The following is a 24643-nucleotide window of genomic DNA, read 5'->3' as shown; positions in this document are numbered from 1 at the left end:
TTTAAATTATTAAAACAAAGGTCATTCGTTTAAAAACAAAATCATTTGCCATTTGGCAAAAAGCGATTTATCGAATGTTTTTTCGAATTCTACTTAAAGAAGATTGTGTAATTCCCAGATACGACGCAACATAAGATAACGGAACACGATTGATAACATTAGGAAAGTTTTTTAGAAATGTTAAATATCGCGTGGTGGCATCTTCTGCAACCAAAGTGCTTATTCTTTCCATTTTTTGTCTCAATGTTTTCGAAACAACTTTATGTACAATAGCGTCCCAGCCTACAATCGTATCTAAAAGCTCTTGCCAGTCTTTTTTAGAAAAAACCAATATTCTGCAATTTGTAATCGCCTGAACATAAACATTTGAACAAATATCATTTTCAAAACTTTCCATATCTACCACCAGATTATTTTCAACAGGGAAATATTTGGTGATTTCTTCGCCTTTATTATTGTAATAACAAACGCGCAGAACGCCTTCCAGAACAAAACCAACTTGTTGTGCAATTTTGCCTGCTTCTGAAAAATACTCGTCTTTAGAAAGTTCTAACACGGATGTTTTCTTAGAAATTAACTCAATTTGCTGTTGGTTCAAATTTCCAAATTGCAATACATATTCTATAAATTCTTTCATACGTGCAAGTTAATCAAAGTTTTTTTTGCAGAATTTGCCATATGGCAAAAAAAACTTAAACCCTGCTGACATACTCTTGTCACACGACCATTTTACTTTTGAATTATTAAATAAACAAATTAAAAACAAGAACATGAATTTAGCATCATTAAGAATTATCACCGCCAACATCAAACGTTTGGTTCCGTTTTTAGAAAACATCACTAATTTGAAAGCGACTTGGTATACGGAAGACTTTGCAGAAATAAAAACGAGTTCATCGACTTTGGCAATAGGAAGTACCAAAACACTAAGCTTCTTTGGAGAAGGAATTGCAGAACCTACCCACAATAAAAGCGTAATTATAGAATTTCGCGTTGACAATGTTGACGATGAATATGAGAGAATTAAGGATTTTATCGAAGATGTTGTTCAGGAACCAAACACAATGCCTTGGGGAAATCGTTCGTTATTATTTCGTGATCCTGATGGTAATTTGATTAACTTTTTCGCGCCTGTTAGTGCAGAAGCCATTCAGAAATTCAATTGATTTGAAAAATAAAAAACTCCAAAGTCATATGATTTTGGAGTTTTTTATGATTTAGTTTAATCGCCTAATAGCTTTTCAGTCTTATTCAGGAAATTTTCTGTAGCTTCTTCGATATTCAGGTTCATTCGTTCGGCTAATATTGTCAACCACCAAATTGATTCTCCTAGTTTATGTTGTAATTCTTCTTGCGTATTTCCTTTTGGCCAACGCCCTTGTTGCGACATAACGTGACGCCCGACTAAACCAGCATCAGTTAAGAAAGCCAAAGCATCTTCTTCAACACTCCATTCGCTGCCGTGATGCGTGCGTTCAAGTTCATGGTAACGTTCTCTTATTTTTAAAGAGCGTTCTTTTAATTGCTCAAAATCTATTGATGCCATAATTAGTTTTTATAAAATGATTCTTTGAACGTAATTGGACTTACGTTTGTTTTTTTCTTGAACAGTTTATTGAAAGATTGCGGATGCTCAAATCCCAAATTATACGCAATCTCAGATATCGATAAAGTTCCGTTTGTGATATATTCTTTTGCTTTTTCAATCAATTTATCATGAATGAATTGTTGCGTATTCTGCCCCGAAAGATTCCTGAGTAAATCGCTCAAATATCTTGGCGAAAGCTTTAATTCGTCGGCTACAAATTGTACGGTTGGAATTCCGTTTAAAATTGATTTTTCGTCATTGAAATAATCATTCAAAAGCTTTTCTAACTGAGAAAGTACATCATTGTTAATCGCTTTTCTGGTTAGAAACTGACGGTTGTAAAAACGATTACTATAATTGAGCAAAAGTTCGATTTGCGAAATAATTACATCCTGGCTAAAATTGTCAATTCGTTCGTTAAGCTCATTTTGAATATTTGCAAAAACACCCAAAATAGTTTCCTTTTCTTTCTCTGATAAATACAACGCTTCAGCAGCTGAATAAGCAAAAAAGCCATATTTTTTAATATTGGTATTTAAAGAATATGGACGAAAAAAATCCGGATGAATATTCAACGACATTCCGCTATAATCTGCTTCTTCCTCTTGCATTTTTAAAATTTGTCCCGGACTTACAAATGACATTCCACCTTCTTCAAAATCATAAAAACCGTGTCCGTATCGCAATTTTCCACTGAAATTAGTTTTAAAAGATATTTTGTAAAAGTTCAGAATAATGCCGTTCTCAAAATCTTTTGGATCAAAAATAGCTTCGCCGTAATTCAGAATACTGATAAGCGGATGCATCGGTTTGGGTTGTCCCATTGCTTTATGCAATTCTGATATTGTCTCGAATATTTTGGGTTGATTTTTCATTATTCTGAATTTAAAACCATTAAGTTTTGAATGGTCAACATTTACAAATTTACGAAATGTTCTACTGTTGCAATATTCCAGCTTACGGTACTTTGATCGATCATATCGTGAACGACTGAATCGCTAAGTTCTGTCATTAATTGATGCATTGCCGCTGTTCCTTCTTCTTTACTATCCCAAAAAAGCATATCATGGACAACGCCTTTTTTGAGCTCAAAAATACTTCTGGATCTAAATCCTTCCTGACGTTTCAGGAATTCGTCTACTTCTTTATTGGCTTCAATAAATTGTTCAATCGTAAATCCGTTAAGTCTAAAAGTAGTGAGTTCTATCGCTTGATTTTTCATTTTTCAGATTTAATTAAAAAGTAAACATTGCTTTGATATTCTGAACTTGTGTTTCTACACCAAATTTTATTCTTTCGTCATATAAAGCATTCGCATCATTTCCGGCAACATATCTCAGTTGGTTTTTATTGTCTGTTGCGTCTTCATAAACAATTTGAGCAATATCTTCGACTTTGCTGTAATTGGCAATTTGTTCTGCGCTATAACCTTTACTAACTTCTTCGGTTAGTTTTGCATAAGCATCGTGTTGACCAACTTCCATAGAACGAATGGCAAAATCAGTTTGCATTCCGCCTGGAGCAACAACTTTTACTTGTATTCCAAATTGTGCCAATTCATAAGCCATACTTTCTGAAAACCCATCAACGGCAAATTTTGTAGCGCTGTAAATAGAACAAGTTGGGAATCCGATTAATCCAAATGTCGAAGAAATATTTAGAAAAACACCGCTTTTATTTGTTCTGAAATGTGGCGTAAAAGCTTTTGAAACCAAAATAACGCCTAATAAATTGGTTGTTATCTGACGCTGAATTTGTTCTTCAGTTAAAGATTCCAACGCGCCAATTAATCCGTAACCGGCATTGTTCATGACAACATCTACCGAATAAGAATCGGTTACTTTTTTGATGGTTTCATTAATTTGTTCCGAATTTGATACGTCAAGCGGAAGTAGAATTACGTTTTCGAGAAGGTTTAATTCGGTTTCTTTTTCAGGATTACGCATGGTTGCAATTACTTGCCAGCCTTTGCTTTGAAATAATTTTGCGGTTGTTTTTCCTAATCCTGAAGAAGCGCCTGTAATGAAGATTGTCTTTTGCATTTTTTTATTGTTTTAATATTACAATGCAAAAGTCCGATGAAATCTAAAGTTGAATGTAGCCACTTTGGTTCTTGTGTTAGCCAAAATGACGAATGTTAATTTTTAAATTATAAAACATTGATTTCTTTTAAAACCTGATGCCCTAGCCCAGACAGAAATGGCATCCTTTTATGGCGGTCCCGATAGCTATCGGGAGCCATAAAAGATATAATGAATGGCTGGATTAGCTCCTGATAAAACTTATAAAATTTAATTTAAACTCTTAATGAACCGCGAAATCCTCTGGCGGCATAATAAGAATCTGCTCCGTTGTGATATACAAAAACGGTATCATAACGAAAATCCGAAAAAATGGCGCCGCCTAATTTCCTTATATTTGCCGGAGTTTGAATCCAGCTTGAAGTTTTAGCATCAAACTTACCCAATTGCTGAAGTTCGCGATATTGTGTTTCGGTCAGAATTTCGATTCCCATTTCTTCGGCCAAATTAATGGCGCTGTTTGCGGGTTTATTTTCCTTTCTTTTTTCTAAAGCTTCATGATCGTAACAAATGCTTCGGCGCCCTTTTGGGCTTTCTGTTGAACAATCATAAAAAATATATTCGCCAGTTTTAGCATCAAAACCTACAACATCCGGCTCTCCTTCGGTGCTTTCCATTTCGTCAAGTGACCAAAGTTTATCCGGATTTGCTTTTAGCTTTGCTTCTACTTTTGACCATTCAAGACCTTTATGACGTTGCATGTTTTTCTCGAAACGTCCTTCTAAAACACTCAATAATGATTCTTGTTGTTCTGCTGACAATTTGTTTTTTTGACTCATATTGTTCTTTTTTATGGAATCTTTAAACCTGATTTAAATCCTAATCTTTCAAACCTTTTCCGTTCAGAATATTTGCGATACTATTTTCTACTCTTGATTCTCTGGTTTTGGATTGTTTCGGTTGAGAAAAATATAGTAAATAACCTCTTTGTCTGCCTGGAGTTAAGTCGTAAAAAGCTTGTCTTAAATCGAGCATCTCGTCGAGTTTCTTTTGAAATTCTTCTGCAACTTCAAAATCAGTTGTCTTTTTAAGCGCCACTTTTAGGCCGGCTTTTTCTATTTCGATCGCCTGATAAATGTAGGTTTTCAAGATAGCTTTTTGTTCTATTATTTCAGCAAGATTAGTAAATCTGATTTGTCTTCCAGCTTGTACGTTTTCACTTTGATGCACCAAAATATCATCGGTATCTTTTAATAAAGCTCCTTTAAAAAACAAGAATGCACAATATTCTTTGAAAGCATGAATCAAAACAACATTGTTTTTACCTAAAGTATAACAAGGACTTCCCCATTTTAATTCTTCGTTCAGTTGACAATCAAGCGCAATTTCGCGTAATTGTTCCTGTTCTTTTTGCCACTTTTCGGCTTCATCAAAATAAAAATCAACTTCAGGATTCATAGTATTTTATTTTTAAATTCTTACTATGTATTAAAATTCATACGTTATACTAAATTAGAAAATCTATATGAAAGAGAAACTTAAATTTCAATTAATAATATTCAATCTCATATTTGGTTATTTCTTCTTCATACTCATTATCATAATAACATTTTCTTGCTTCTAAAATTAGATTACCATCATCATCATAAAACTTTTCATTAGTTTCTTCCGTATTATTTCGGTCTTCAATGTAGTAAACTAGTTTTCCGTTATCGTTAAAACTAAACTTCTCGTTTATTTTATTGAAGCCACTGTTCATTGTTTTTTCAATCATATTCCCCTTTTCGTCAAAGGAATATGTAAAATCAAGTTCCCTTTTATCATCCCAATCGGTATGAATTTCATATGACATATTTTTGATTACCAAATTTAATGCATTATACTCGTAGTTATCTCCGCTGACAAGTGCTATTGCGCGTGAAGAAGATTCTTGATAATACTCAAATTCTTCCTGAAGTATTTTATTTCCAGATTCATCATATTCATAAATGGTTTCAGAATCCATAAAATTCATAGCCAAAGGAATCTCTATTGTGTTTCCGGAAATATCAACACGAAAAGCTTTCATCATTTCGAAATATTCTTCAAAATACTGCAATTCATCAGGATCGTAATTCGTAATCTCTGGCTTTCTAAAATATATTTCACGAATGACTTGTTGTTTTTCGTTAAACTTTAGAATTTCCAAATATTCAAGAAGTCCGTTATTATTATAATGTTTGGTATATTGATTATTACCAATCAAGTTGTAAAGAATTGTACGCTCAATTTTATTTTCTGAATCAAATGCTGTTTCAGATACTAATTTTTGATTTTGATCATATTTATAAAAAGATTTAGATACATAATTTCCGAATCCGTCGTATTCTTCTTCGATTTTTCCTTCTTTATTTAATTTTTTTAAGTTTCTCCCAACAAGAATTCCATCCGCATTAAATGTTTCTTTTAAAATACTATTGTCTTCATACTTAAAAATTAGAACGTACTTTAAAGTTCCACTATCATAATCATATTCTTCGTCCTTAATCACTTTTCCCTGAACATCAAAATATCGAGCACTTTTAATTTTATCTTGTGATATCGTTTTGCAAGATTTTATCTGTCCATTCATATTTGATGTTATTCTAAGTTTTAGTCCTCTTCTCTGGTAAATAATGGTATTTACAATCGTAAAAATAAATCTATTGTTTTTTATCTTAATTTATATTTCTTTCGGCAAAAGTTGACATTCTAAATTCGCCCACTATACTTTAAAAAACTTTAGCAACTTTTCAATTAAATTTCTCTCTTGTTGTTCTATATTTTTACTAGATTTCTTTATTTCTGCTTCCTTTCCTTCCTCTTGATTATTTGTTTTCTTTACAACCTCTTTTTGAATTAAAATTCCACTAGTAGTAAGTATTCTTTTTTTTTGAAGTTCTGCAACAATCTGATTTTCATTACGTAAATAATACTCTGAAAAAGAATAATGTAATTTTTTCACCAAGACATTATCGCTTTTAGAATTTTCAATCCATTTTTTCATTTTAAACAAACTTGAAAACCATTTAATATATCTGTCTTCAACAATATTTTTATTATTTTTTTCCTCTTCAGCCGTCACCCAATGAAAGCCAGCAGTTTTATTGACTAAAATTCGTTGAAAGAACATTATAATAGTATCCGTAAATTGAGTTTCCATTAATTTTGGGTTCTTTTCATTTTCCTGAACGTACTGTTTATAAAGCCATACTTTAGGATTATCACTTTCATCTTTATAGAAAAAAGTAAAATAGTCGTATCTATAATGAGAAATCGGAAATATATCTTTTTCAAATTTAAATTTAGTTTCTTCCAGAGTATCATTTACATGTTCTCTAATATCTTCATAATCCTGATAAGAAAATTGCTCTCCATCAAAAAATTCAAACAGAAAATTTTTACCAATTTCAGCTAAATATTCTTTATAAGCCAAGGGTAATTTCCCGTATTCCTGCTCTATTTGATTTATTTCTTCTTCTGAACAACCTGCTACTTTATTCCCATCAATGCCCAACTCGACAATAAAACATTTTACCTCTCTGAAAAAATCTTTATATATATTACTCATATCTAAACTACTTTATATTTCCTTCGTTAATCGATCCATTTCTTTCAACAAAGTTGGCATTCTAAATTCGCCCGCCATTTTTTCTACTTTCGCGAAAGCATCTTCCAGTTCTAAACCAATTGCGGTAACATATAGCGGCTTTTTACTTTCGCCTCTAATCCAACTTTTTTTGTCTTTTTCGATCGAAGCAAAATTTGTTTTAGCAACGCCAATAATCGGAACTTCTTTATTTATTTTTTCATATAAATGTCCGCCTAAACCGTATTTCTTTTCATCGTCCAGATAAACAAAACCATCAACTATAATGGCTTCAATTTCTTTTAAATCGAATTTATTTAAGACACTCAGAATACAAGGTAATTCTCTTCTATAGAATTCTCCCGGAATATAATCTTCGACGTTATCGATTATTTCGGTGTGAATTTTGAAGTTTTCACTTTGGTTCCATTCTGTAAATTCAAGACAAACTGTTTTTGCTTTTCCGTCGTAGTAATAAGTATCGAATGCTAATATCATAATTTTGGCATAATAGTATCGCCAACACTTAGTGTGTACGATAGTTTTGGATAAGAAAAATTCATAACGCTATTTTCCTGTCCTCTTAATTTAAAAAATTCTTTTTGTTGATCTTCGTCTGCTAAAGTCAATAATTCTCCATTAGAAAAATAAGGCAAATTATCCTTAAATTCTATAAAGGTTTTTGATTTTCGAAAGGTAATTCCAAGCCATTTATTATCTGATTCTGATCGTTTTGGATTCGGAATTGATTCTAATATAATCTTATGAAGAAACTTTGCATTTGCCTCTAATGAAAAAATAACAACCGAATTATGCGTCAATGAAATTTCAAATTCTTCGTTGGTAATTCTGTCTTTGAGTTTCAGTTTTCGGATATTTTTCTCAATTAATTTCTCCGGATTTTCATAACAGCTAAAAAGTCCTATATAAGAATCTGCTTCTAAATCTAAACATTGATCTGAATGATATTTCATTGTCGTATAATTACAATCGTATCTTTCTATCAATGCATTATTGAATTCTAATTGCGGAAAATCTTCCGTTGTATCATTTATAGATTCAATTATCTTATGATGAATCTCAGAGAAATTTTGCGCCGGTATATTGTACATTGTCGTCGTTCTGACTATTGGAACGCCTTTGTCGCTTACATCAACCAAATGATTTCCGATTCTTCCTTTGGCGACATCTTCAAATTCTGCAGAAAGCAATAATTCATCGAATAAGTTCTTTTCTAACGGAAGTGTAATTTTATAAAAATCTGACTTATTCATTGTTTCTTTTATCGCGTTTCAACTTAATATATTGGTTTTTCATAATCACCGGAATTCATACTAAAGTGGACTTTTCCGTATTCTACTTTCTTCTCGGTGCTATTTTCTTCGTAATATGAATTTCGCAAATCGGTCATCATTTCCGGAGTCATTTGCTCTAGTTTAACTAACTCATTATTTTCTTTAATATAAGTCTCACCTTTCATATATACAGCTTCAAGATTTGAACATCGGGCAACATAACCCATTCTAATCGGGATTTGATCGACATTTAAAACCGATGGTTTAATCTCATGCGTGTACAATCTATTGGTCGAAAGCGGAATTAAAAAAGCCGAATTTGGATATAAAGTAACCGTAAATTCTTTGTCTAAAGTTTCATCATTAACCGTGTTTTTTAACTTGAAATGAAGTCTCGTAAATCCGCTGCTTTTTTTATAACACCAATCGTATCGATCTTCTTTTGATGGTTTTAGTTTATCAAAATTAGATTGATCATAAAAAGTACAAAAAGCAATAAGACCGTCTTTTGGCATATCCTTGGTTTTATCAGAATGTGCTTTTATTTTAGATTTTACTTCTTTTGTATTTTCTTCCGTTTTCATTTTATTCTCATAAATCTGAACCAAAACGTGATTGAGTTTTGTTTCTTCTTCAAAAGTATATTTAACGGCATCGTTTAATGCATTTATTATGATATGATCTGCGTTACGGAAATTATCTGTTGGTCCGGTAAAATTACTGGAACATCTCAAAAGGCGAAAATTTAATCTTTCATCTTCGGTTTCTTCTTTTGAAACTTCCGTTAAATAAATTCCTGTTCTTAAAGCTGTAGATTCTTTATTGGATTCTGTCAAATGCTGAAAAGTGTGTTCTGATTTTATCGTATTAAAATAATCTTCATCGTCAAACATTGCTCTAAAATAAACTCCGGCATTACTAACCAAAATTGGAACTTTACCTAATTCTATTAGATGAATATTTTTCTCTGTTCGATTTTCATAATTTGTAGAAACTTCTTTAATTATATATAAAGTAGTATCATCATTTTGAAGTTGATCAATATCTCCGCATACATAAATCTTTTTGTTGTCAAGCGAAATTTTTATTTCAGAGAGATTGTTTACCACAATTCCGCAAAAATTATCGATTAGATATTGAAGTTCTGAAGTTATAGTTACATTTTCATGTAAAATAATTAGAATGTTTTTGTCTTTAGAAATTCTATTTTCAAGAGGAGATGATGTCATTTTTAGTTGGAATATTTAGATATGCTTTTGGTCTTTTTTCTATTTTTCTGCAATCAACATTTTCATGTTTTTATTGCCGAACAACTTTTTATGATCGCTAATATAGAACTAATTTTATTGCTAAAAAGAATATTAATCTTACTAAACAATCAATACGATTATTGTTAAACTCTATTTATATCAGAATAAAGAAACGCTAATAGATTCCCGTTCTATTCTTTAGTTATGTGCAATTGTAAATTATTCTCCTTAACAAATTTTAAAAATAAATAAAGGTTACTTATACAATCAAAACTTCTAAATTCATTTTTATACTTTTCTGTATTATTCATTATAGATGTTTTAATTTGTACTAAAACCCAATTCAGTTCGGTTTCCGTTATCAATTCATTACTTACATCCCAAACCCATCCTTCGCCAATCTCATAATCTAATATGAATTTTGGTAATTCAGATGAAGTAGCATTATTGTATAAAATATGCATTAATTGATCAAAATATCCATCCCACAAACTGAAATAATAAATTCCATTTTCTCCTTGTTTAAGTGAAATTTGAGTGTAACCGCCTGATTCATTTTCAGAAATATTTAATTTAAATTCAGTCGTTTTAGCATTGCAATAAAGCCGTATTTCAAATTCTCCTACAAAATCAGAGTAAAAATCCAGCTTTAAATTATTTAGTTCCATCTTTACAAGTATTAGTATTTAAATTATATCAAAATGAAAGAGCTCAATCTTCAACCAAAGAAATCTCAAAAATAGTTTTTCCGCCTTCACTTTTATGTGTAATATAACCGCCGTGAGCTTCAATAATATTTTTAGAAAGCGTCAATCCAATTCCGGCGCCTTCGTTTCTAGTGGTAAAAAATGGAAGGAATATTTTATTTTCGATTTCTTTTTCAATGCCATTTCCGTTGTCTGTGATCTTAATAAAAGTTCGGTTTTCTTTGGCTTCCGCCGAAATTAAAATCTGTTTTTCTTCAATATCTTTTACCGCATAAATGCAGTTTGTAAGAAGATTAATCAAAACTTGCTCGATTTGCTGTGAATCAACATTTATCCAGCGTTTCAAAGAAATTGCATTCAAAACCTCAATCTTATTTTCCTTAAATAAGGGATTCATGATTTGTAAACAATTGTCTATCAAATATTGTAATTCTATTTTTTCTTTCTTGGGTGAAGGAAGCATCGCCAACTTTCGATAACCTTCGACAAATTTTTGAAGATGATCGCTTCGTCTCAACATCGTTTCGACACTATTTTTGATATCTTCTAAATCTTCAGCCGATAACGAATCCTGCTCGACCAAATCCTGCAAATTCTGACATATAGAACGAATTGGCGTTATGGAATTTAAAAGTTCATGCGAAATAACTTTCATCAAATTTACCCACGCATCTTTTTCTTTTTTCTCAACAACATTCTGAATCGAATCGAGCAAAACAATAAAATAATCCTTTTCGAATATCTCTGTTCTCGAAGCTTGCAAAACGAACGTTTGCATATTTTGTTCGTTTATTCTAATTTCTACAGATGTTTTGATTTCCTGAAAACCTTCTTCTTCAATAATCTCGCACAATGAAGGCATTTGGTTTTTGAGATATTTCCATTTTGAAACTTTAGGAACATTAAAATGAGAAGAAAAATAATCGTTTAGTAAAAATATATCCCAATCATTATCCTGCTTTTGCAATATGATAATTCCGGTTTCAATATTATTTAAAATTGAACGGTAAATGATATCTTTTGAAACCTGCTCGTTTTGTTTGTTTTTTAAAGTATCATATAAAAGGAATAAATCAGTATAACTTTTATTGAATTTATGCTTGGTAAAATCCGAAGTAAAATCATTCTGCAAGATCGAAGAAATAGTTTTATCGTAAAACAGAACGAAATTTCGAACATAAAAATACATTTCCCGACCTAATAGAAAAACTATAAAAAGACCAAATACAGCCGTAAAAAGCAAACCTTCTTTAAAAAAGTAAATCGAGATTTCTATTCCTGCGACAATAAGAATTAATCGCAAAAAAAGAAGTTTGTAAGTCTGAAATGATTTAAACATATTAATTGATGCTGATATTATATTTCTCTAAACGTCTGTATAATGCGCCTCTTGACAAACCAAGTTCTTCGGCAGTTTTGCTGATATTATTATTGTTTTTGAACAAAACTTTTTCGACCGTCGCTTTCTCTACCGAAGAAAGCTGAATGTCATCCGGACTTGCTTCATAAGTCGTTATGATTTCTAAATCTAAATCAGAAACTGTGATTTTATTATTTTCACAAAGAATTACGGCACGCTCAATTTTATTTTCCATTTCCCTGATGTTTCCATTCCAGGCATGCTTCTCGATTTGTTCTAAGACTTTTTTATCGAAAGTAATTTCGTCTCTTCCGTATTTTTCAATCATTTTATCGAGAAGATATTCGGCTAACGGAATTTTATCTTCGTTGCGTTCTCTTAAAGGAGGCAAAATAATTTCCATTGTATTGATTCGATAATACAAATCTTCTCTAAAACTTTTATCGGCAACTTCCAGTTTCAGATTTAAATTTGTAGCTGTAATAATCCTGACATTCAAAGGTCTTGGTTTGGTTTCGCCCAATCTTGTTACGGTTTTAGTCTGAATTACTTGTAACAATTTAGATTGCAAATGCAGCGGAACATTCCCGATTTCGTCTAAAAAAATAGTTCCGTTTTGCGCCATCTCAAAACGTCCGGGTGTATCAACTTTAGCATCTGTAAAAGCGCCTTTGGCATAACCAAACAATTCACTTTCGAAAATATTCGAATTCAGAGATCCCAAATCAACCGCAATAAAAGGATTGTTTTTTCTTTCGGATTGACTAAAAATATGATGTGCCAAAACAAATTTTCCGGTTCCGTTTTCTCCAAGAATCAAAACATTCGCATCGGTTTTTGCCACTTTATCAGCCAGAGAATATGCCTTTTTTATAATTTCAGAAGTTCCAATAAAATAGTCATTTTCAATTTCGATATTCTTCGATTTCTTTTGATCTTTTCGGGATTTATCAACGGCTTGTTTTACAGATTCAAGCAGTTTTTTATTTTCCCAAGGTTTTAGAATATAATCAAAAGCACCGTTTTTTAATCCTTCAACGGCAGTTTCAACTTTACCAAAAGCGGTCATTAAAATCACAACTGTTTTTGGCGAAAGCGTTTTTATTTCTTTCAATAAATACAAACCTTCTCTTCCGTCTTCAAAACCTATTCGATAATTCATGTCGAGCAAAACGACATCAATTGTTTTTTTCGACAATAATTCGACAATATTTTTTGGATTATTTAGCGTATAAATCTCTTCAAAATACTTTTTCAGGAACACTTTTGACGCAAAAAGGATGTCTTCCTGATCGTCGATAATTAATATTGAAGCATTTGTCTTTTTCATTTTTGTTCGGTTTTGGACGAAAGCTGTCCAATAACGGACACTTTAGATTTCTTTTAAAAAATAAAATTTTAAAAATAAGGCAGTTACAACCTTTAAATTTTTGGCACGAAAATCACATTAAGACTAACAAATCAGCAAATATGACAATCATTATTACTGGTAAAAGTAACAAAAATAGGTTTCTATAAACTATATTGTCAATTATCTTAATTTAGGATAAAATTCTTTTACTCGGGAATAAAATTATTAAAACGAAAAAAACAATCTTAAAACAACAATCATGATCACAATCAAAAAACTTTCAAAAATTTTTAGAACCGAGGAAGTAGAAACAAATGCATTACACGAAATTTCATTAACGATCAATCAAGGCGATTTTATCTCAATTATGGGACCATCAGGAAGCGGAAAATCAACTTTGTTAAATATCATAGGATTATTAGACAGCGCTTCTGGCGGAAGTTATGAATTGCTTGGTCAGGAAATGATTGGTATTAGTGAGAAATTAAAATCGAAAGCCAGAAAAGAAAACATCGGATTCATATTCCAGAATTTCAACCTGATTGATGAACTATCTGTTTTTGACAATATAGAATTACCGTTGATTTACAATAATGTTCCTTCATCTGAAAGAAAGAAAAAGGTAGAAAATATTGCTACTATATTAGGAATTTCGCATCGTTTAAAACATTATCCGCAGCAACTTTCCGGAGGACAGCAACAACGTGTGGCAGTTGCAAGAGCTTTGATCAATGATCCAAAAATCATTCTTGCCGATGAACCTACAGGAAATCTGGACAGTAAAAATGGAAATGAAGTAATGGAATTATTGACGGATCTTCATGCGAGTGGTTCTACAATTTTGATGGTAACACACTCTGATTATGATGCTTCTTTTTCGCAAAGAACAATTTTGATGAAAGACGGAATTATACTTTCAGAAAAAGTAAACAATAGAAATGTCGATGTTTTTGCAGTCTCTCTAAATAATTAAGATCATGCTGAAAAACTGGACGAACATATTTATTTATCACATCAAGAACAACAAGTTTTTTACGGCTTTGAATGTTTTGGGTTTGAGTATTGGAATTGCAGGATTAATTTTTGCAATTTTATATTGGAATGAAGAACATTCATACGATCAATGGAATCCCGAAAAAGATAAAATTTATTCGGTAATGAGTAATCTTGGAGGAGGAAATATCTGGGCTGTAACTTCAACAATTCCTGCACCTATTTTAAAATCTACCACTTCTTACTTAGATGAATATTGCTATTTTAGAAACAATTATTCCAAGGGAACAATACAATATCGCGGAAAAATAGAGTTAGTTGATAAGATTTTTACAGCGCAAAGTAGTTTCTTTTCTTTTTTCCCATTTGAATTTATTCGTGGGAACGCAAAAAATGCCATTCATGATCGCAATAGTATTGCGCTTTCTGAAGAAACTGCTGCACGTTTATTTAAGGACGAAAATCCGATGGGAAAACAAGTCCGATATGCTGAACGTCTTTTCGTTGTTCGGGGTGTATATCGATTGTCAGACAAATCTTCGGTACAGCCGTCTGCAGTTACAACAATAATAGAAGACGATTTAGAAAAATACAGAGAAAGCTGGGGTTTGAGTTACGGATTAATGCTTAAGCTAAAAAAACAAACTGACACAACCGCAGTTATTAAGCAACTGGATAAAATCTTTCTTGAAAAAAACTACAAAAAACAGGCAAAGAAAGAAGGTTTATCTCTTGAAGACTTTATAAAAAGATATGGTGAACCTCTTAAAGCAGAATTATTACCCCTTAACAGGGCAAGACTGTATCAGGGAAATACTCCATTTCCTGAAGGAAATGCCAATCTGACTTTTTTACGAATATTGATGGCTTTATCTATACTTATTCTGTTATTATCAATTGCCAATTACATTAATCTCGCAACTGCCAATGCTGTAAAACGTGCTAAAGAAGTAGGCATAAGAAAAGTTATTGGTGCCTCAAAATTGCAAATCGTTATTCAATTTGTATTTGAAACCATATTAATTACTCTTTTTTCAGTATTGCTGGCATTGGTAATTGTAGAACTTTCACTGCCTTTTTATAACGCTTTATTAAACAAAAACCTCATTCTTATTGGAAATCAATTCTATCTCCAATTAGTATTGGTTTTCATTCTTGTTGTTTTTGTTTCCGGTGTTATTCCTGCCATCTACATCTCAAATTTTGAAGTGCTGAAAGTTTTAAAAGGAAACTTTTCGAGAAGTAAAAGCGGTGTCTGGCTTCGTAATGGAATGTTGATTTTACAATTTTCTATTGCCACATTTTTTATCATTGGTTCTTTTATTGTATACCAACAGGTAAATTTTATGACTGAAAAAGATTTAGGGTTTAAAGGAGCACAAGTCATAGATATTTCATTTATGTCTAAAAAAGGAAGAGGACAATTTGAAAGATATAAAGCGATTCAACAAGAACTTCAAAAAATTAATGGCGTTGAAGCTGTTTCTACGGGATCATTCTCTATTGGAAGCAGCGATAATTCTTGGTCTGGCTTACATTACAAAAATCATCAGGAGGTTATAACTCAGCAAATGGGTGTTGATTTTGGAATGCTGAATCTTTTGAAGATACAAGTGATAAAAGGACGTGATCTAACAGAAAAAATTTCCTCAGACACAATTTCAAATGTTTTATTAAATGAAACTGCAGCCAAGACATTAATGGAAAAAGATCCCATAAATAAGATAATCAATTGGCAAGATGGAAATTACAAAGTAGTGGGAATTGTAAAAGACTTTAATTATTTTGGGCTTGAAAATAAAATCTCCCCAATGATTTTCTTTCACATTAAAGCACAATTATGGACTCAAAATGAGATCCGCACAATCGCCGTTAAAATTTCTCCAAACAAAATATCTAAGACTATTGGTGATATTGGAAAGTTTTGGAAAACAAAGGTAGATACCGAGTATCCTTTTGAATATAATTTTGTTGATAGAAACTATGCCAGAACGTATAAAAAATATCAGGATCAAAGTCAATTATTTTCACTCTTAAACGGAATTGTAATTCTGATTGCCGTTTTTGGATTATTTGCTTTAGCTTCATTTTCTATGGAAAGAAGATTTCGAGAAATTGCCATTAGAAAAACTTTAGGAGCAGAAACCAATATTTTACTTAAAGAATTATCTAAACAATATGTATTCTTTTGTTTGATAGGTTTTGCAATCGGAATAGTTCCCGCCTACCTTTTGTTGCAAAAATGGCTAGAAAATTTTGCCTTTAGAATTGATATTCCGGTTCTTCCATTTTTTGTTGCTCTTATTGCTTTAATGTTTTTAACCTTAACTATTGTTTTGGCAAAAGCATATCAGGTAACCAAAATTGATGTTTTGAAATACCTGAAATACGAATAAATAAAAGAATCAACTTCTTTTTATTCTTTAACCATACAACTAAAACTATGATTTTAAATTATATCAACATATTTATTTACCAGCTCAAGCACAATAAATTATTTTCATTTCTCAATATTTTAGGATTATCTATAGGAATCGCAGGATTAGTTTTTGCCTTACTTTATTGGAACGACGAGCAGAGTTACAACGAATGGAATCCTGAAAAAGAGAATGTTTATCAGGTTTTGGTTAAACTAAGCGATATGCCCGCTCTGTCAGATTGTGCTTTATTCCTGAAACCGGCTTTAGATCAAGATCCAAATGTCAAATCTATACTATATGCTGATAGCTGGTATCAAAAGGATAAAATTATTTACAAAGGAAAAAAGGAGTTTGTAGATAAAATTATCAATGTCGAACAAAATTTCTTTTCTTTTTTTCCTTTCAAAATTATTCAGGGCGACGCAATTTCAGCTATAAAAGATGATTCCAGCATTGCTATTTCAGATATAACGGCTAAAAGGATTTTTGGAAATGAAAACCCCATTGGAAAACAAATAAAATGTTTTGACCAGTTGTTTTCTGTAAGGGCCGTGTACCATATTCCCGGAAATTCTTCGATTGCGCCAAATGTCATCATCAATAAAATGAAACAATACACAACTTCCGGATTAGGTGGTCCGTTTGTTTTAAAGTTATTATTAAAAGTAAAAGACCCGTCAAAAGTTGACCTTACAAGACAGAAACTCGAAAGAATTTACAACCACGATTTTATTGCGATAATTGCCAAAGAAGCAGGTTTTACAGTCGAAGTTATGACTAAAAAAGTGGGGCATTTTACGGTTATTCTTGAACCTTTATCAAAAGCCCGATTACATTCGATGATAGATGGTTATCCTGAAACACGAGGGAATTATCAGTTTTTAATAATCATGATGAGTTTGTCTCTTTTGATTCTCGTTTTGTCGATTGTTAATTACATCAATCTTGCAACTGCTAATGCTGTAAAGCGTGCGAAAGAAGTTGGAGTACGTAAAATTTCGGGTGCATCAAAAGGCGATATTGTAAGGCAGTTTCTTTTTGAAACGGTTTTAACCACGACTTTTTCTATTTTACTGGCATTAGTAATTGTAGAGTTGACTTTACCATATTACAACAACTTTTTAAACAAAAACATTGTACTTCTTGCCAGTCAGTTTTATATACAATTGATATTGATTTTTATCATTACAATTTTGACAGCAGGATTATTTCCGGCCATTTATATATCCAATTTCGAAACTTTTAAAGTTTTAAAAGGAAATTTCGAAAGAAGCAAAAACGGTATCTGGCTGCGCAACGGAATGCTTATTTTTCAGTTTGCTATTGCTGCTTTTTTTATTATTGGCTCAAATATCGTATACCAGCAAATTAAATTTTTACAGAATAAAAATCTGGGTTTTAAGGGCGATCAGGTAATTTCGGTTTCTTTAAATTTTCCATCAGTTGATTACCAAGGAGAAAATGCTGCCCAAAATATTTACAACAAATACAACATCATAAAACAGCAGCTTAGCAAAATTAAAGGCGTTGAACAAGTCTCCACGGGCCTTATTGCATTTGATGGTTTAGACAATTCTATATCGGGGGTTTTATACAATGATGAACTTTTTAAACAACGCGTTATTCCTTTAGATTTTGGCATGTTTGAAATGTTGAACATCAAAATAATTAAGGGAAGAAATTTTGACAGAAAACTGGCTTCAGATACTATAAATTCAGTAGTCATAAACGAAAGTGCATTAAAATTAATGAATCTAAAAGATCCTATTGGCAAGGAACTTTTAATTCGAGAGCAGAAATTAAAAATAATTGGTATTGTTCAGGATTTCCATTTATTAAGTCCTGAATTAAAAGTGCCACCAATTGCTTTTTACAACATCAAAATGTTTGGTATGACACAAAACATTAACAAAGTTTATGTAAAACTAAAATCAGACGATCTTGGAAACACTATTGCGAACATAGAAAAATTATGGTCGAAAGTTGATACCGAATATCCGTTTAAATATGATTTTGTAGATAAAGAATATGCAAGAACTTATGAAGCTTACACAAAACAAAAAAACTTGTTTTCACTGCTCAATATCGTTGTTATTTTAATTGCACTTTTTGGATTATTTGCACTCGCATCTTATTCCATACAAAGACGCATGAAAGAAATTGCAATTAGAAAAACTCTTGGAGCAGAAACAAATACTTTATTAAAAGAATTATCGAAACAATATATTGTCTATTGTATAATAGGATTTTTAATCGCATTATTTCCCGTGTATTACTTATTAAATAAATGGCTTGAAAATTTTGCATTTCGAATTGATATAACTCTGCTTCCATTTATTTTAGGCTTTATAACTCTGTTAATTCTAACATTAATAATTGTGCTTTCAAGAGCATATGCTGCAACAAAAACAGATATTTTGAAATATTTAAAATACGAATAGAATAATATCAGAATGCCTTTTAAATAAATTGTTAATATTAGTCATGAAAAACTCCTTAATTGCTTAAGGAGTTTTTTTAGCTATGATAAGTTTAAAAATCACGAAAATGATCCTTTAACAATACCTCTTTTCGAGTTCTTTATAAAATCTAAAATTAAATCACGTTCATTAGATTGCTCAAATTCGTTTTCAATCAAATCCAAAGCAAGTGTAGTATTTCTTCTTTCCTGAAAAATAATCCTATAAATATTTTTTAACTCCTCTATTTTATCACTTGAAAAACCCTTCCGTTTCAATCCAACAACATTCAATCCAACATAAGAAAGCGGTTCACGAGCTGCCATAATAAAAGGCGGAACATCCTTAACAATTCGGCTTATTCCACTTATAATACTGTGTCTGCCAATAACCGAAAATTGATGTATAGCAGACAAACCACTAATGTTTACATGATCTTCTACAATAACTTCACCAGCCATTCCAACACTAAAACCAATAATACAATGATCTCCAATAAAACAGTCATGACCAATATGTACATTTGACATTATTAAATTATGATTGCCAACTACTGTTTTGCCCTTAGATGCCGTTCCTCTATTTATTGTTACAAACTCCCGAATACTATTATAATTCCCGATTTCCAGCAAAGTATACTCGCCGTTAAACTTGAAATCCTGCGGAATTCCTCCCAACACAGCACCAGAATGTATTTGGCAATTATTACCAATTCTGCAGCCATTCAATATCGTAACATTATTTCCAATCCAGGTATTCTCACCAATTACAACATCATTTTCAATTGTTGTAAAATTCCCAATATGAACATTTTTTCCAATATTTGCATTCCGTTCAATTACAATATTTCTCAAATTCACTACCTTTAAAATTAAAAGCAAATATTGAACAAAATAAAAATAATTTATTTGACCTAATGTCAATTAATTGATGCTCTAATTCTGCTTAAAGTTTCCTGGCTTACACCAATTAATGATGCAATATGTTTTAATTTTGCTTTTAAAATAATCTGAGGAAAAAACTGAAGTAAATACGAATACTTTTCGTGAGCATTCATTGCACGAAACAAATGATGAAACTCATTTATTTTAGAAAGATAAACTCGTAATAATTTAATATGAAATTTAGCGAATAGAGGATATTCTAATAAAACTTGCTCATCAATATAGGTTAGCGAATATACTGTTGTTTCCTCACATGTTTGAAAAGTCTCAAATGAAGGTTTCTGCTCAAAAAAACTACTCATAGAAGTCACGAATTGACTATCGGTATAAATCCACTTTGTTACTTCTATACTATCTTCCAGACAAAATCTACGAACTACTCCAGATTTGATAAAATAAATCTTGTTGCATATTTTACCTTCGTTAATAATAATTTGATTCTTTTCAAATGTTTCTTCAACGAAATACTTCTTTATAGCTTGTTCTGTTTCAAAATCCAATTCCTGAATAGAATTGATTAAGTATAGAAGTTCTGTCATTGTTTTTAAAATATTAGTGAAAACAAATTTATCAATATAATTTAAAGTACTCAGAATATTAATAAGTAAGACTTACAAATTAAATCGAAACAGACTATTTAAAGCACTTATCTGAATGCTTAATGTTCTTTTATATTCTAAAGATAAGAAAAGCTTAAAATCGATATATAGTTCGTCAAAAAAACAACTTTAGTTAAAGAGAATATTTATCTCACAGTTCGCAAAGTTAATTTAATTAAAAATAGTTATTATGGCGTTTCCCTCCGGGTCGGGCTGTCCGCTAAATCTTTTGTGATAGAAGTTTAATAAAACAGAAGAAGTCTGGTTTATCACAAAAGGATATCGCTTCCATCTCTAACGCGCTCCGGTTTAAAAAGAGATTTACTTTTTATCAGAAATTCCAATTCTAAAACTTCGGGATAAAATTCCAATCCTTAAAAAGACTTTTCATTCATTTGTATTGTATGCGGTACTAAAACAAAGCTTTGCGCACTTTAAATATCCAGACACATTTAAATACAGAAAACACCTCTAAGCGTACTTTGGATCAACACAAAAACCTGCGCAGAAACATAAAATATTTTGCATTGACTAATTATTTTAACCCCAAAGGACGCAAAGTTTTTTTTATTCGTAAGGTTTTATACAAACGCAAAGTTCGCAAAGCTATATTAATAAAGCTTTGCGAACTTTGCGTTTAATGAGCGTGATCTATAACAAAAAAACTTTGCGCCCTTCGCGGTAAACCAGCTATTTTAAGAAAGTCATATAAAACAAAAAATCCTCATCACATAAATGATGAGGATTCTTTAAAGAAAGGCGACGACATACTCTCCCACATAACTGCAGTACCATCTGCGCAGGCGGGCTTAACTACTCTGTTCGGGATGGGAAGAGGTGAGCCCCGCCGCAATAACCACCTTAAGGTTTTTAGTTGTTGGTTTTTGGTTGTCGGTTGATGGATTTCTCCAACAACTATCAACTATTAACCATCAACTGCTCTTGCGTCGAGCAAATATTTTAACATACTGAGATAAAGAAAAGTACTTTTATTTACTATTTTAGAAAGTTTCTCCCCGCACCTTGCGGTGCGGGAAAAGGTGTACATAAGCTTACGGATTATTAGTACTACTCGACTATGACATTACTGCCTTTACATCTATAGCCTATCAACGTGGTCATCTTCCACGATCCTTAAAAGAAATCTCATCTTGTGGTGGGTTTCGCGCTTATATGCTTTCAGCGCTTATCCCTTCCAAACGTAGCTACTCTGCGGTGCCCCTGGCGGGACAACAGATACACTAGAGGTTTGTCCAATTCGGTCCTCTCGTACTAGAATCAGATCCACTCAAATTTCTAACGCCCACAGTAGATAGAGACCGAACTGTCTCACGACGTTCTGAACCCAGCTCGCGTGCCACTTTAATGGGCGAACAGCCCAACCCTTGGGACCTTCTCCAGCCCCAGGATGTGACGAGCCGACATCGAGGTGCCAAACCCCCCCGTCGATATGAGCTCTTGGGGGAGATCAGCCTGTTATCCCCGGCGTACCTTTTATCCTTTGAGCGATGGCCCTTCCATGCGGAACCACCGGATCACTATGCTCTACTTTCGTACCTGATCGACCTGTATGTCTCTCAGTCAAGCTCCCTTATGCCATTGCACTCTACGCACGGTTACCAAGCGTACTGAGGGAACCTTTAGAAGCCTCCGTTACTCTTTTGGAGGCGACCACCCCAGTCAAACTACCCACCAAGCAATGTCCCCCACAATATGGGGTTAGGCCTCAGATAAACAAAGGGTTGTATTTCAACAATGACTCCACAACGCCTGGCGACGCCACTTCACAGTCTCCAACCTATCCTACACATCATTTATCCAAGGTCAATACTAAGCTATAGTAAAGGTGCACAGGGTCTTTTCGTCCCACTGCGGGTAAACGGCATCTTCACCGTTACTACAATTTCACCGAGCTCATGGCTGAGACAGTGTCCAGATCGTTACACCATTCGTGCAGGTCGGAACTTACCCGACAAGGAATTTCGCTACCTTAGGACCGTTATAGTTACGGCCGCCGTTTACTGGGGCTTCAATTCAATGCTTCTCCGAAGATAACATCTCCTCTTAACCTTCCAGCACCGGGCAGGTGTCAGGCCCTATACTTCATCTTACGATTTTGCAGAGCCCTGTGTTTTTGATAAACAGTCGCCTGGACCTCTTCACTGCGGCCAGCTTGCGCTGGCGACCTTTCTCCCGAAGTTACAGGTCTATTTTGCCTAATTCCTTAGCCATGAATCTCTCGAGCACCTTAGGATTCTCTCCTCAACTACCTGTGTCGGTTTACGGTACTGGTACTAATTACCTGAAGTTTAGAGGTTTTTCTTGGAAGCCCTTAGGCGCACTATCTCTTTGTCCGAAGACTCCGAGTACTATCGTATTTCCCCAAGATCTGTGGATTTGCCTGCAGATCTTATAGGTAGGTACTTCAACGAACTATTCCGTCAGTTCGCGGCGCTTTCATCACTCCGTCACCCCATCACAGTAATTAGTAGTACGGGAATATTAACCCGTTAGCCATCGACTGTCCCTTTCGGGTTCGCCTTAGGACCAGACTAACCCACAGCTGATTAGCATAGCTGTGGAAACCTTAGTTTTTAGGTGTGCGGGTTTCTCGCCCGCATTATCGTTACTTATGCCTACATTTTCTTTTCTAACCAGTCCAGCATACCTTACGATACACCTTCAACCCTGTTAGAATGCTCCCCTACCACTTACAATTGCTTGTAAATCCATAGCTTCGGTAATACGCTTATGCCCGATTATTATCCATGCTCGTCCGCTCGACTAGTGAGCTGTTACGCACTCTTTAAATGAATGGCTGCTTCCAAGCCAACATCCTAGCTGTCTGGGCAGACAAACCTCGTTCTTTCAACTTAGCGTATATTTGGGGACCTTAGCTGATGGTCTGGGTTCTTTCCCTCTCGGACTTGGACCTTAGCACCCAAGCCCTCACTGTTATGAAACATTATATAGCATTCGGAGTTTGTCAGGAATTGGTAGGCGGTGAAGCCCCCGCATCCAATCAGTAGCTCTACCTCTATATAACTTTAAACATAACGCTGCACCTAAATGCATTTCGGGGAGTACGAGCTATTTCCGAGTTTGATTGGCCTTTCACCCCTACCCACAGGTCATCCGAAGACTTTTCAACGTCAACCGGTTCGGACCTCCACTGTGTGTTACCACAGCTTCATCCTGCCCATGGGTAGATCACACGGTTTCGCGTCTAACACTACTGACTAAAGCGCCCTATTCAGACTCGCTTTCGCTACGGATCCGTGGCTTAACCACTTAACCTTGCCAGCAACGTTAACTCGTAGGCTCATTATGCAAAAGGCACGCCGTCACCCCACGAAAGGGCTCCGACCGCTTGTAAGCGTATGGTTTCAGGATCTATTTCACTCCGTTATTCACGGTTCTTTTCACCTTTCCCTCACGGTACTGGTTCACTATCGGTCTCTCAGGAGTATTTAGCCTTAGCGGATGGTCCCGCCAAATTCAGACAGGGTTTCACGTGCCCCGCCCTACTCAGGATACCACTATCTATTATACTTGTTACCCATACGGGGCTATCACCCTCTATGGCGTCACTTTCCAGTAACTTCCGGTTCCTTGTACATAAAATGTCGTGGTCCTACAACCCCAACAATGCCGTAACATCATTGGTTTGGGCTAATCCGCGTTCGCTCGCCACTACTTACGGAATCACTTTTGTTTTCTTCTCCTCCGCCTACTTAGATGTTTCAGTTCAGCGGGTTTGCCCACCTATCGGTGTACTATGTCTTCAACATAGTGGGTTGCCCCATTCAGGTATCTACGGATCAATCGGTGTGTGCCCGTCCCCGTAGCTTTTCGCAGCTTATCACGCCTTTCATCGCCTCTGAGAGCCTAGGCATCCCCCATACGCCCTTATTTTGCTTATTGTACCAATCTTGTTATTTAAAACAAGACCGTTTTTTTTTGTCTTTTACAATAAATTGTAAAAAACGCTTTCTACTTTTTATTATTTTCTTATCTCAATATGTCAATGAACTTTATTTATGTCGAAA

Annotated in this window: 21 protein-coding genes and 2 rRNA genes; 4 read left to right on the top strand and 19 right to left on the bottom strand. The window is 33.5% G+C overall.

From position 1 onward, the window contains the following. Nucleotides 1-67: 67 nt before the first annotated feature. Entirely contained in the window at nt 68-637 is a 570-nt protein-coding gene (locus C8C83_RS11850; RefSeq protein WP_121328765.1) for a Crp/Fnr family transcriptional regulator, read from the bottom strand. 133 nt (nt 638-770) lie between these two features. Here C8C83_RS11850 and C8C83_RS11845 point away from each other — a divergent pair, with 133 nt between their 5' ends. Further along, nucleotides 771-1166: a VOC family protein gene (locus C8C83_RS11845; RefSeq protein WP_121328764.1), complete on the top strand. Its 396-nt coding sequence runs from the start codon at nt 771-773 to the stop codon at nt 1164-1166. Between the two features lie 56 nt (nt 1167-1222). Here the strand turns inward: C8C83_RS11845 and C8C83_RS11840 are convergent, their stop codons facing one another. The 14 genes from C8C83_RS11840 to C8C83_RS11775 form a co-directional block, all read right to left on the bottom strand. Further along, nucleotides 1223-1546, bottom strand: coding sequence for a MazG-like protein (locus tag C8C83_RS11840; RefSeq protein WP_121328763.1), 324 nt, complete (start codon nt 1544-1546; stop codon nt 1223-1225). 2 nt (nt 1547-1548) lie between these two features. Continuing rightward, complete coding sequence (locus C8C83_RS11835; RefSeq protein ID WP_121328762.1) at nt 1549-2463, bottom strand: AraC family transcriptional regulator; 915 nt, start codon at nt 2461-2463, stop codon at nt 1549-1551. 41 nt (nt 2464-2504) lie between these two features. Then, on the bottom strand, nt 2505-2810 hold the full coding sequence (locus C8C83_RS11830) for a hypothetical protein (RefSeq protein WP_121328761.1): 306 nt from the start codon (nt 2808-2810) through the stop codon (nt 2505-2507). A 13-nt stretch (nt 2811-2823) separates the two neighbouring features. Beyond that, on the bottom strand, nt 2824-3630 hold the full coding sequence (locus C8C83_RS11825) for an SDR family oxidoreductase (RefSeq protein WP_121328760.1): 807 nt from the start codon (nt 3628-3630) through the stop codon (nt 2824-2826). Between the two features lie 254 nt (nt 3631-3884). Further along, on the bottom strand, nt 3885-4448 hold the full coding sequence (locus C8C83_RS11820; protein WP_121328759.1) for a DUF4256 domain-containing protein: 564 nt from the start codon (nt 4446-4448) through the stop codon (nt 3885-3887). Nucleotides 4449-4488: 40 nt separating this feature from the next. Next, nucleotides 4489-5067, bottom strand: a complete 579-nt coding sequence (locus C8C83_RS11815) for a DUF1801 domain-containing protein (RefSeq protein WP_121328758.1) — start codon at nt 5065-5067, stop codon at nt 4489-4491. A 91-nt stretch (nt 5068-5158) separates the two neighbouring features. After that, complete coding sequence (locus C8C83_RS11810; protein ID WP_121328757.1) at nt 5159-6220, bottom strand: hypothetical protein; 1062 nt, start codon at nt 6218-6220, stop codon at nt 5159-5161. A 132-nt stretch (nt 6221-6352) separates the two neighbouring features. Beyond that, nucleotides 6353-7198, bottom strand: coding sequence for an SMI1/KNR4 family protein (locus C8C83_RS11805; protein WP_132011755.1), 846 nt, complete (start codon nt 7196-7198; stop codon nt 6353-6355). Nucleotides 7199-7210: 12 nt separating this feature from the next. Then, nucleotides 7211-7714 (bottom strand): endonuclease V, encoded by a 504-nt coding sequence (locus C8C83_RS11800; protein WP_121328754.1) that lies wholly within the window; start codon nt 7712-7714, stop codon nt 7211-7213. Further along, entirely contained in the window at nt 7711-8490 is a 780-nt protein-coding gene (locus C8C83_RS11795) for an alpha-ketoglutarate-dependent dioxygenase AlkB (RefSeq protein WP_121328753.1), read from the bottom strand. Before C8C83_RS11795 ends, C8C83_RS11800 begins: the two co-directional genes overlap by 4 nt. Before the next feature lie 23 nt (nt 8491-8513). Further along, nucleotides 8514-9740: a hypothetical protein gene (locus tag C8C83_RS11790; RefSeq protein ID WP_121328752.1), complete on the bottom strand. Its 1227-nt coding sequence runs from the start codon at nt 9738-9740 to the stop codon at nt 8514-8516. Nucleotides 9741-9952: 212 nt separating this feature from the next. Then, on the bottom strand, nt 9953-10429 hold the full coding sequence (locus C8C83_RS11785; RefSeq protein WP_121328751.1) for a hypothetical protein: 477 nt from the start codon (nt 10427-10429) through the stop codon (nt 9953-9955). 43 nt (nt 10430-10472) lie between these two features. Beyond that, entirely contained in the window at nt 10473-11807 is a 1335-nt protein-coding gene (locus C8C83_RS11780) for a HAMP domain-containing sensor histidine kinase (protein WP_121328750.1), read from the bottom strand. A 1-nt stretch (nt 11808) separates the two neighbouring features. Then, the gene (locus tag C8C83_RS11775; protein WP_121328749.1) at nt 11809-13158 is read right to left on the bottom strand and encodes a sigma-54 dependent transcriptional regulator; all 1350 of its coding nucleotides are present in this window, start codon (nt 13156-13158) and stop codon (nt 11809-11811) included. Nucleotides 13159-13438: 280 nt separating this feature from the next. Here C8C83_RS11775 and C8C83_RS11770 point away from each other — a divergent pair, with 280 nt between their 5' ends. The 3 genes from C8C83_RS11770 to C8C83_RS11760 are packed head-to-tail and all read left to right on the top strand — an operon-like array spanning nt 13439 to nt 19033. Next, a complete protein-coding gene (locus tag C8C83_RS11770) occupies nt 13439-14152 on the top strand; it encodes an ABC transporter ATP-binding protein (RefSeq protein WP_121328748.1) in 714 nt (237 codons plus the stop codon). 4 nt (nt 14153-14156) lie between these two features. Further along, the gene (locus C8C83_RS11765) at nt 14157-16568 is read left to right on the top strand and encodes an ABC transporter permease (RefSeq protein ID WP_121328747.1); all 2412 of its coding nucleotides are present in this window, start codon (nt 14157-14159) and stop codon (nt 16566-16568) included. A 47-nt stretch (nt 16569-16615) separates the two neighbouring features. Then, nucleotides 16616-19033 carry an ABC transporter permease gene (locus tag C8C83_RS11760; protein WP_121328746.1) on the top strand — a complete coding sequence of 806 codons (2418 nt, stop codon included), beginning with the start codon at nt 16616-16618 and terminating at the stop codon, nt 19031-19033. Between the two features lie 98 nt (nt 19034-19131). On the opposite strand, the gene lpxA is transcribed toward C8C83_RS11760, so the two are convergent. The 4 genes from lpxA to C8C83_RS11740 form a co-directional block, all read right to left on the bottom strand. Continuing rightward, nucleotides 19132-19905, bottom strand: coding sequence for an acyl-ACP--UDP-N-acetylglucosamine O-acyltransferase (gene lpxA / locus C8C83_RS11755; protein WP_121330027.1), 774 nt, complete (start codon nt 19903-19905; stop codon nt 19132-19134). Nucleotides 19906-19970: 65 nt separating this feature from the next. Next, nucleotides 19971-20534 (bottom strand): Crp/Fnr family transcriptional regulator, encoded by a 564-nt coding sequence (locus C8C83_RS11750; protein ID WP_121328745.1) that lies wholly within the window; start codon nt 20532-20534, stop codon nt 19971-19973. Between the two features lie 814 nt (nt 20535-21348). Then, nucleotides 21349-21458, bottom strand: a 5S ribosomal RNA gene (gene rrf / locus C8C83_RS11745). Nucleotides 21459-21636: 178 nt separating this feature from the next. Then, nucleotides 21637-24518, bottom strand: a 23S ribosomal RNA gene (locus tag C8C83_RS11740). Between the last annotated feature and the right edge of the window lie 125 nt (nt 24519-24643).

The sequence above is a fragment of the Flavobacterium sp. 90 genome (assembly GCF_004339525.1).
Lineage (GTDB): Bacteria > Bacteroidota > Bacteroidia > Flavobacteriales > Flavobacteriaceae > Flavobacterium.
Note: the sequence above shows the minus strand (reverse complement) of the source record. Positions and strands in the feature narration are given on the sequence as shown.

What these genes read in the sequence shown, in the direction of transcription:
- C8C83_RS11850 (WP_121328765.1), bottom strand. Translation starts at nt 637, where the DNA reads ATGAAAGAATTTATAGAATATGTATTGCAATTTGGAAATTTGAACCAA.
- C8C83_RS11845 (WP_121328764.1), top strand. Translation starts at nt 771, where the DNA reads ATGAATTTAGCATCATTAAGAATTATCACCGCCAACATCAAACGTTTG.
- C8C83_RS11840 (WP_121328763.1), bottom strand. Translation starts at nt 1,546, where the DNA reads ATGGCATCAATAGATTTTGAGCAATTAAAAGAACGCTCTTTAAAAATA.
- C8C83_RS11835 (WP_121328762.1), bottom strand. Translation starts at nt 2,463, where the DNA reads ATGAAAAATCAACCCAAAATATTCGAGACAATATCAGAATTGCATAAA.
- C8C83_RS11830 (WP_121328761.1), bottom strand. Translation starts at nt 2,810, where the DNA reads ATGAAAAATCAAGCGATAGAACTCACTACTTTTAGACTTAACGGATTT.
- C8C83_RS11825 (WP_121328760.1), bottom strand. Translation starts at nt 3,630, where the DNA reads ATGCAAAAGACAATCTTCATTACAGGCGCTTCTTCAGGATTAGGAAAA.
- C8C83_RS11820 (WP_121328759.1), bottom strand. Translation starts at nt 4,448, where the DNA reads ATGAGTCAAAAAAACAAATTGTCAGCAGAACAACAAGAATCATTATTG.
- C8C83_RS11815 (WP_121328758.1), bottom strand. Translation starts at nt 5,067, where the DNA reads ATGAATCCTGAAGTTGATTTTTATTTTGATGAAGCCGAAAAGTGGCAA.
- C8C83_RS11810 (WP_121328757.1), bottom strand. Translation starts at nt 6,220, where the DNA reads ATGAATGGACAGATAAAATCTTGCAAAACGATATCACAAGATAAAATT.
- C8C83_RS11805 (WP_132011755.1), bottom strand. Translation starts at nt 7,198, where the DNA reads ATGAGTAATATATATAAAGATTTTTTCAGAGAGGTAAAATGTTTTATT.
- C8C83_RS11800 (WP_121328754.1), bottom strand. Translation starts at nt 7,714, where the DNA reads ATGATATTAGCATTCGATACTTATTACTACGACGGAAAAGCAAAAACA.
- C8C83_RS11795 (WP_121328753.1), bottom strand. Translation starts at nt 8,490, where the DNA reads ATGAATAAGTCAGATTTTTATAAAATTACACTTCCGTTAGAAAAGAAC.
- C8C83_RS11790 (WP_121328752.1), bottom strand. Translation starts at nt 9,740, where the DNA reads ATGACATCATCTCCTCTTGAAAATAGAATTTCTAAAGACAAAAACATT.
- C8C83_RS11785 (WP_121328751.1), bottom strand. Translation starts at nt 10,429, where the DNA reads ATGGAACTAAATAATTTAAAGCTGGATTTTTACTCTGATTTTGTAGGA.
- C8C83_RS11780 (WP_121328750.1), bottom strand. Translation starts at nt 11,807, where the DNA reads ATGTTTAAATCATTTCAGACTTACAAACTTCTTTTTTTGCGATTAATT.
- C8C83_RS11775 (WP_121328749.1), bottom strand. Translation starts at nt 13,158, where the DNA reads ATGAAAAAGACAAATGCTTCAATATTAATTATCGACGATCAGGAAGAC.
- C8C83_RS11770 (WP_121328748.1), top strand. Translation starts at nt 13,439, where the DNA reads ATGATCACAATCAAAAAACTTTCAAAAATTTTTAGAACCGAGGAAGTA.
- C8C83_RS11765 (WP_121328747.1), top strand. Translation starts at nt 14,157, where the DNA reads ATGCTGAAAAACTGGACGAACATATTTATTTATCACATCAAGAACAAC.
- C8C83_RS11760 (WP_121328746.1), top strand. Translation starts at nt 16,616, where the DNA reads ATGATTTTAAATTATATCAACATATTTATTTACCAGCTCAAGCACAAT.
- C8C83_RS11750 (WP_121328745.1), bottom strand. Translation starts at nt 20,534, where the DNA reads ATGACAGAACTTCTATACTTAATCAATTCTATTCAGGAATTGGATTTT.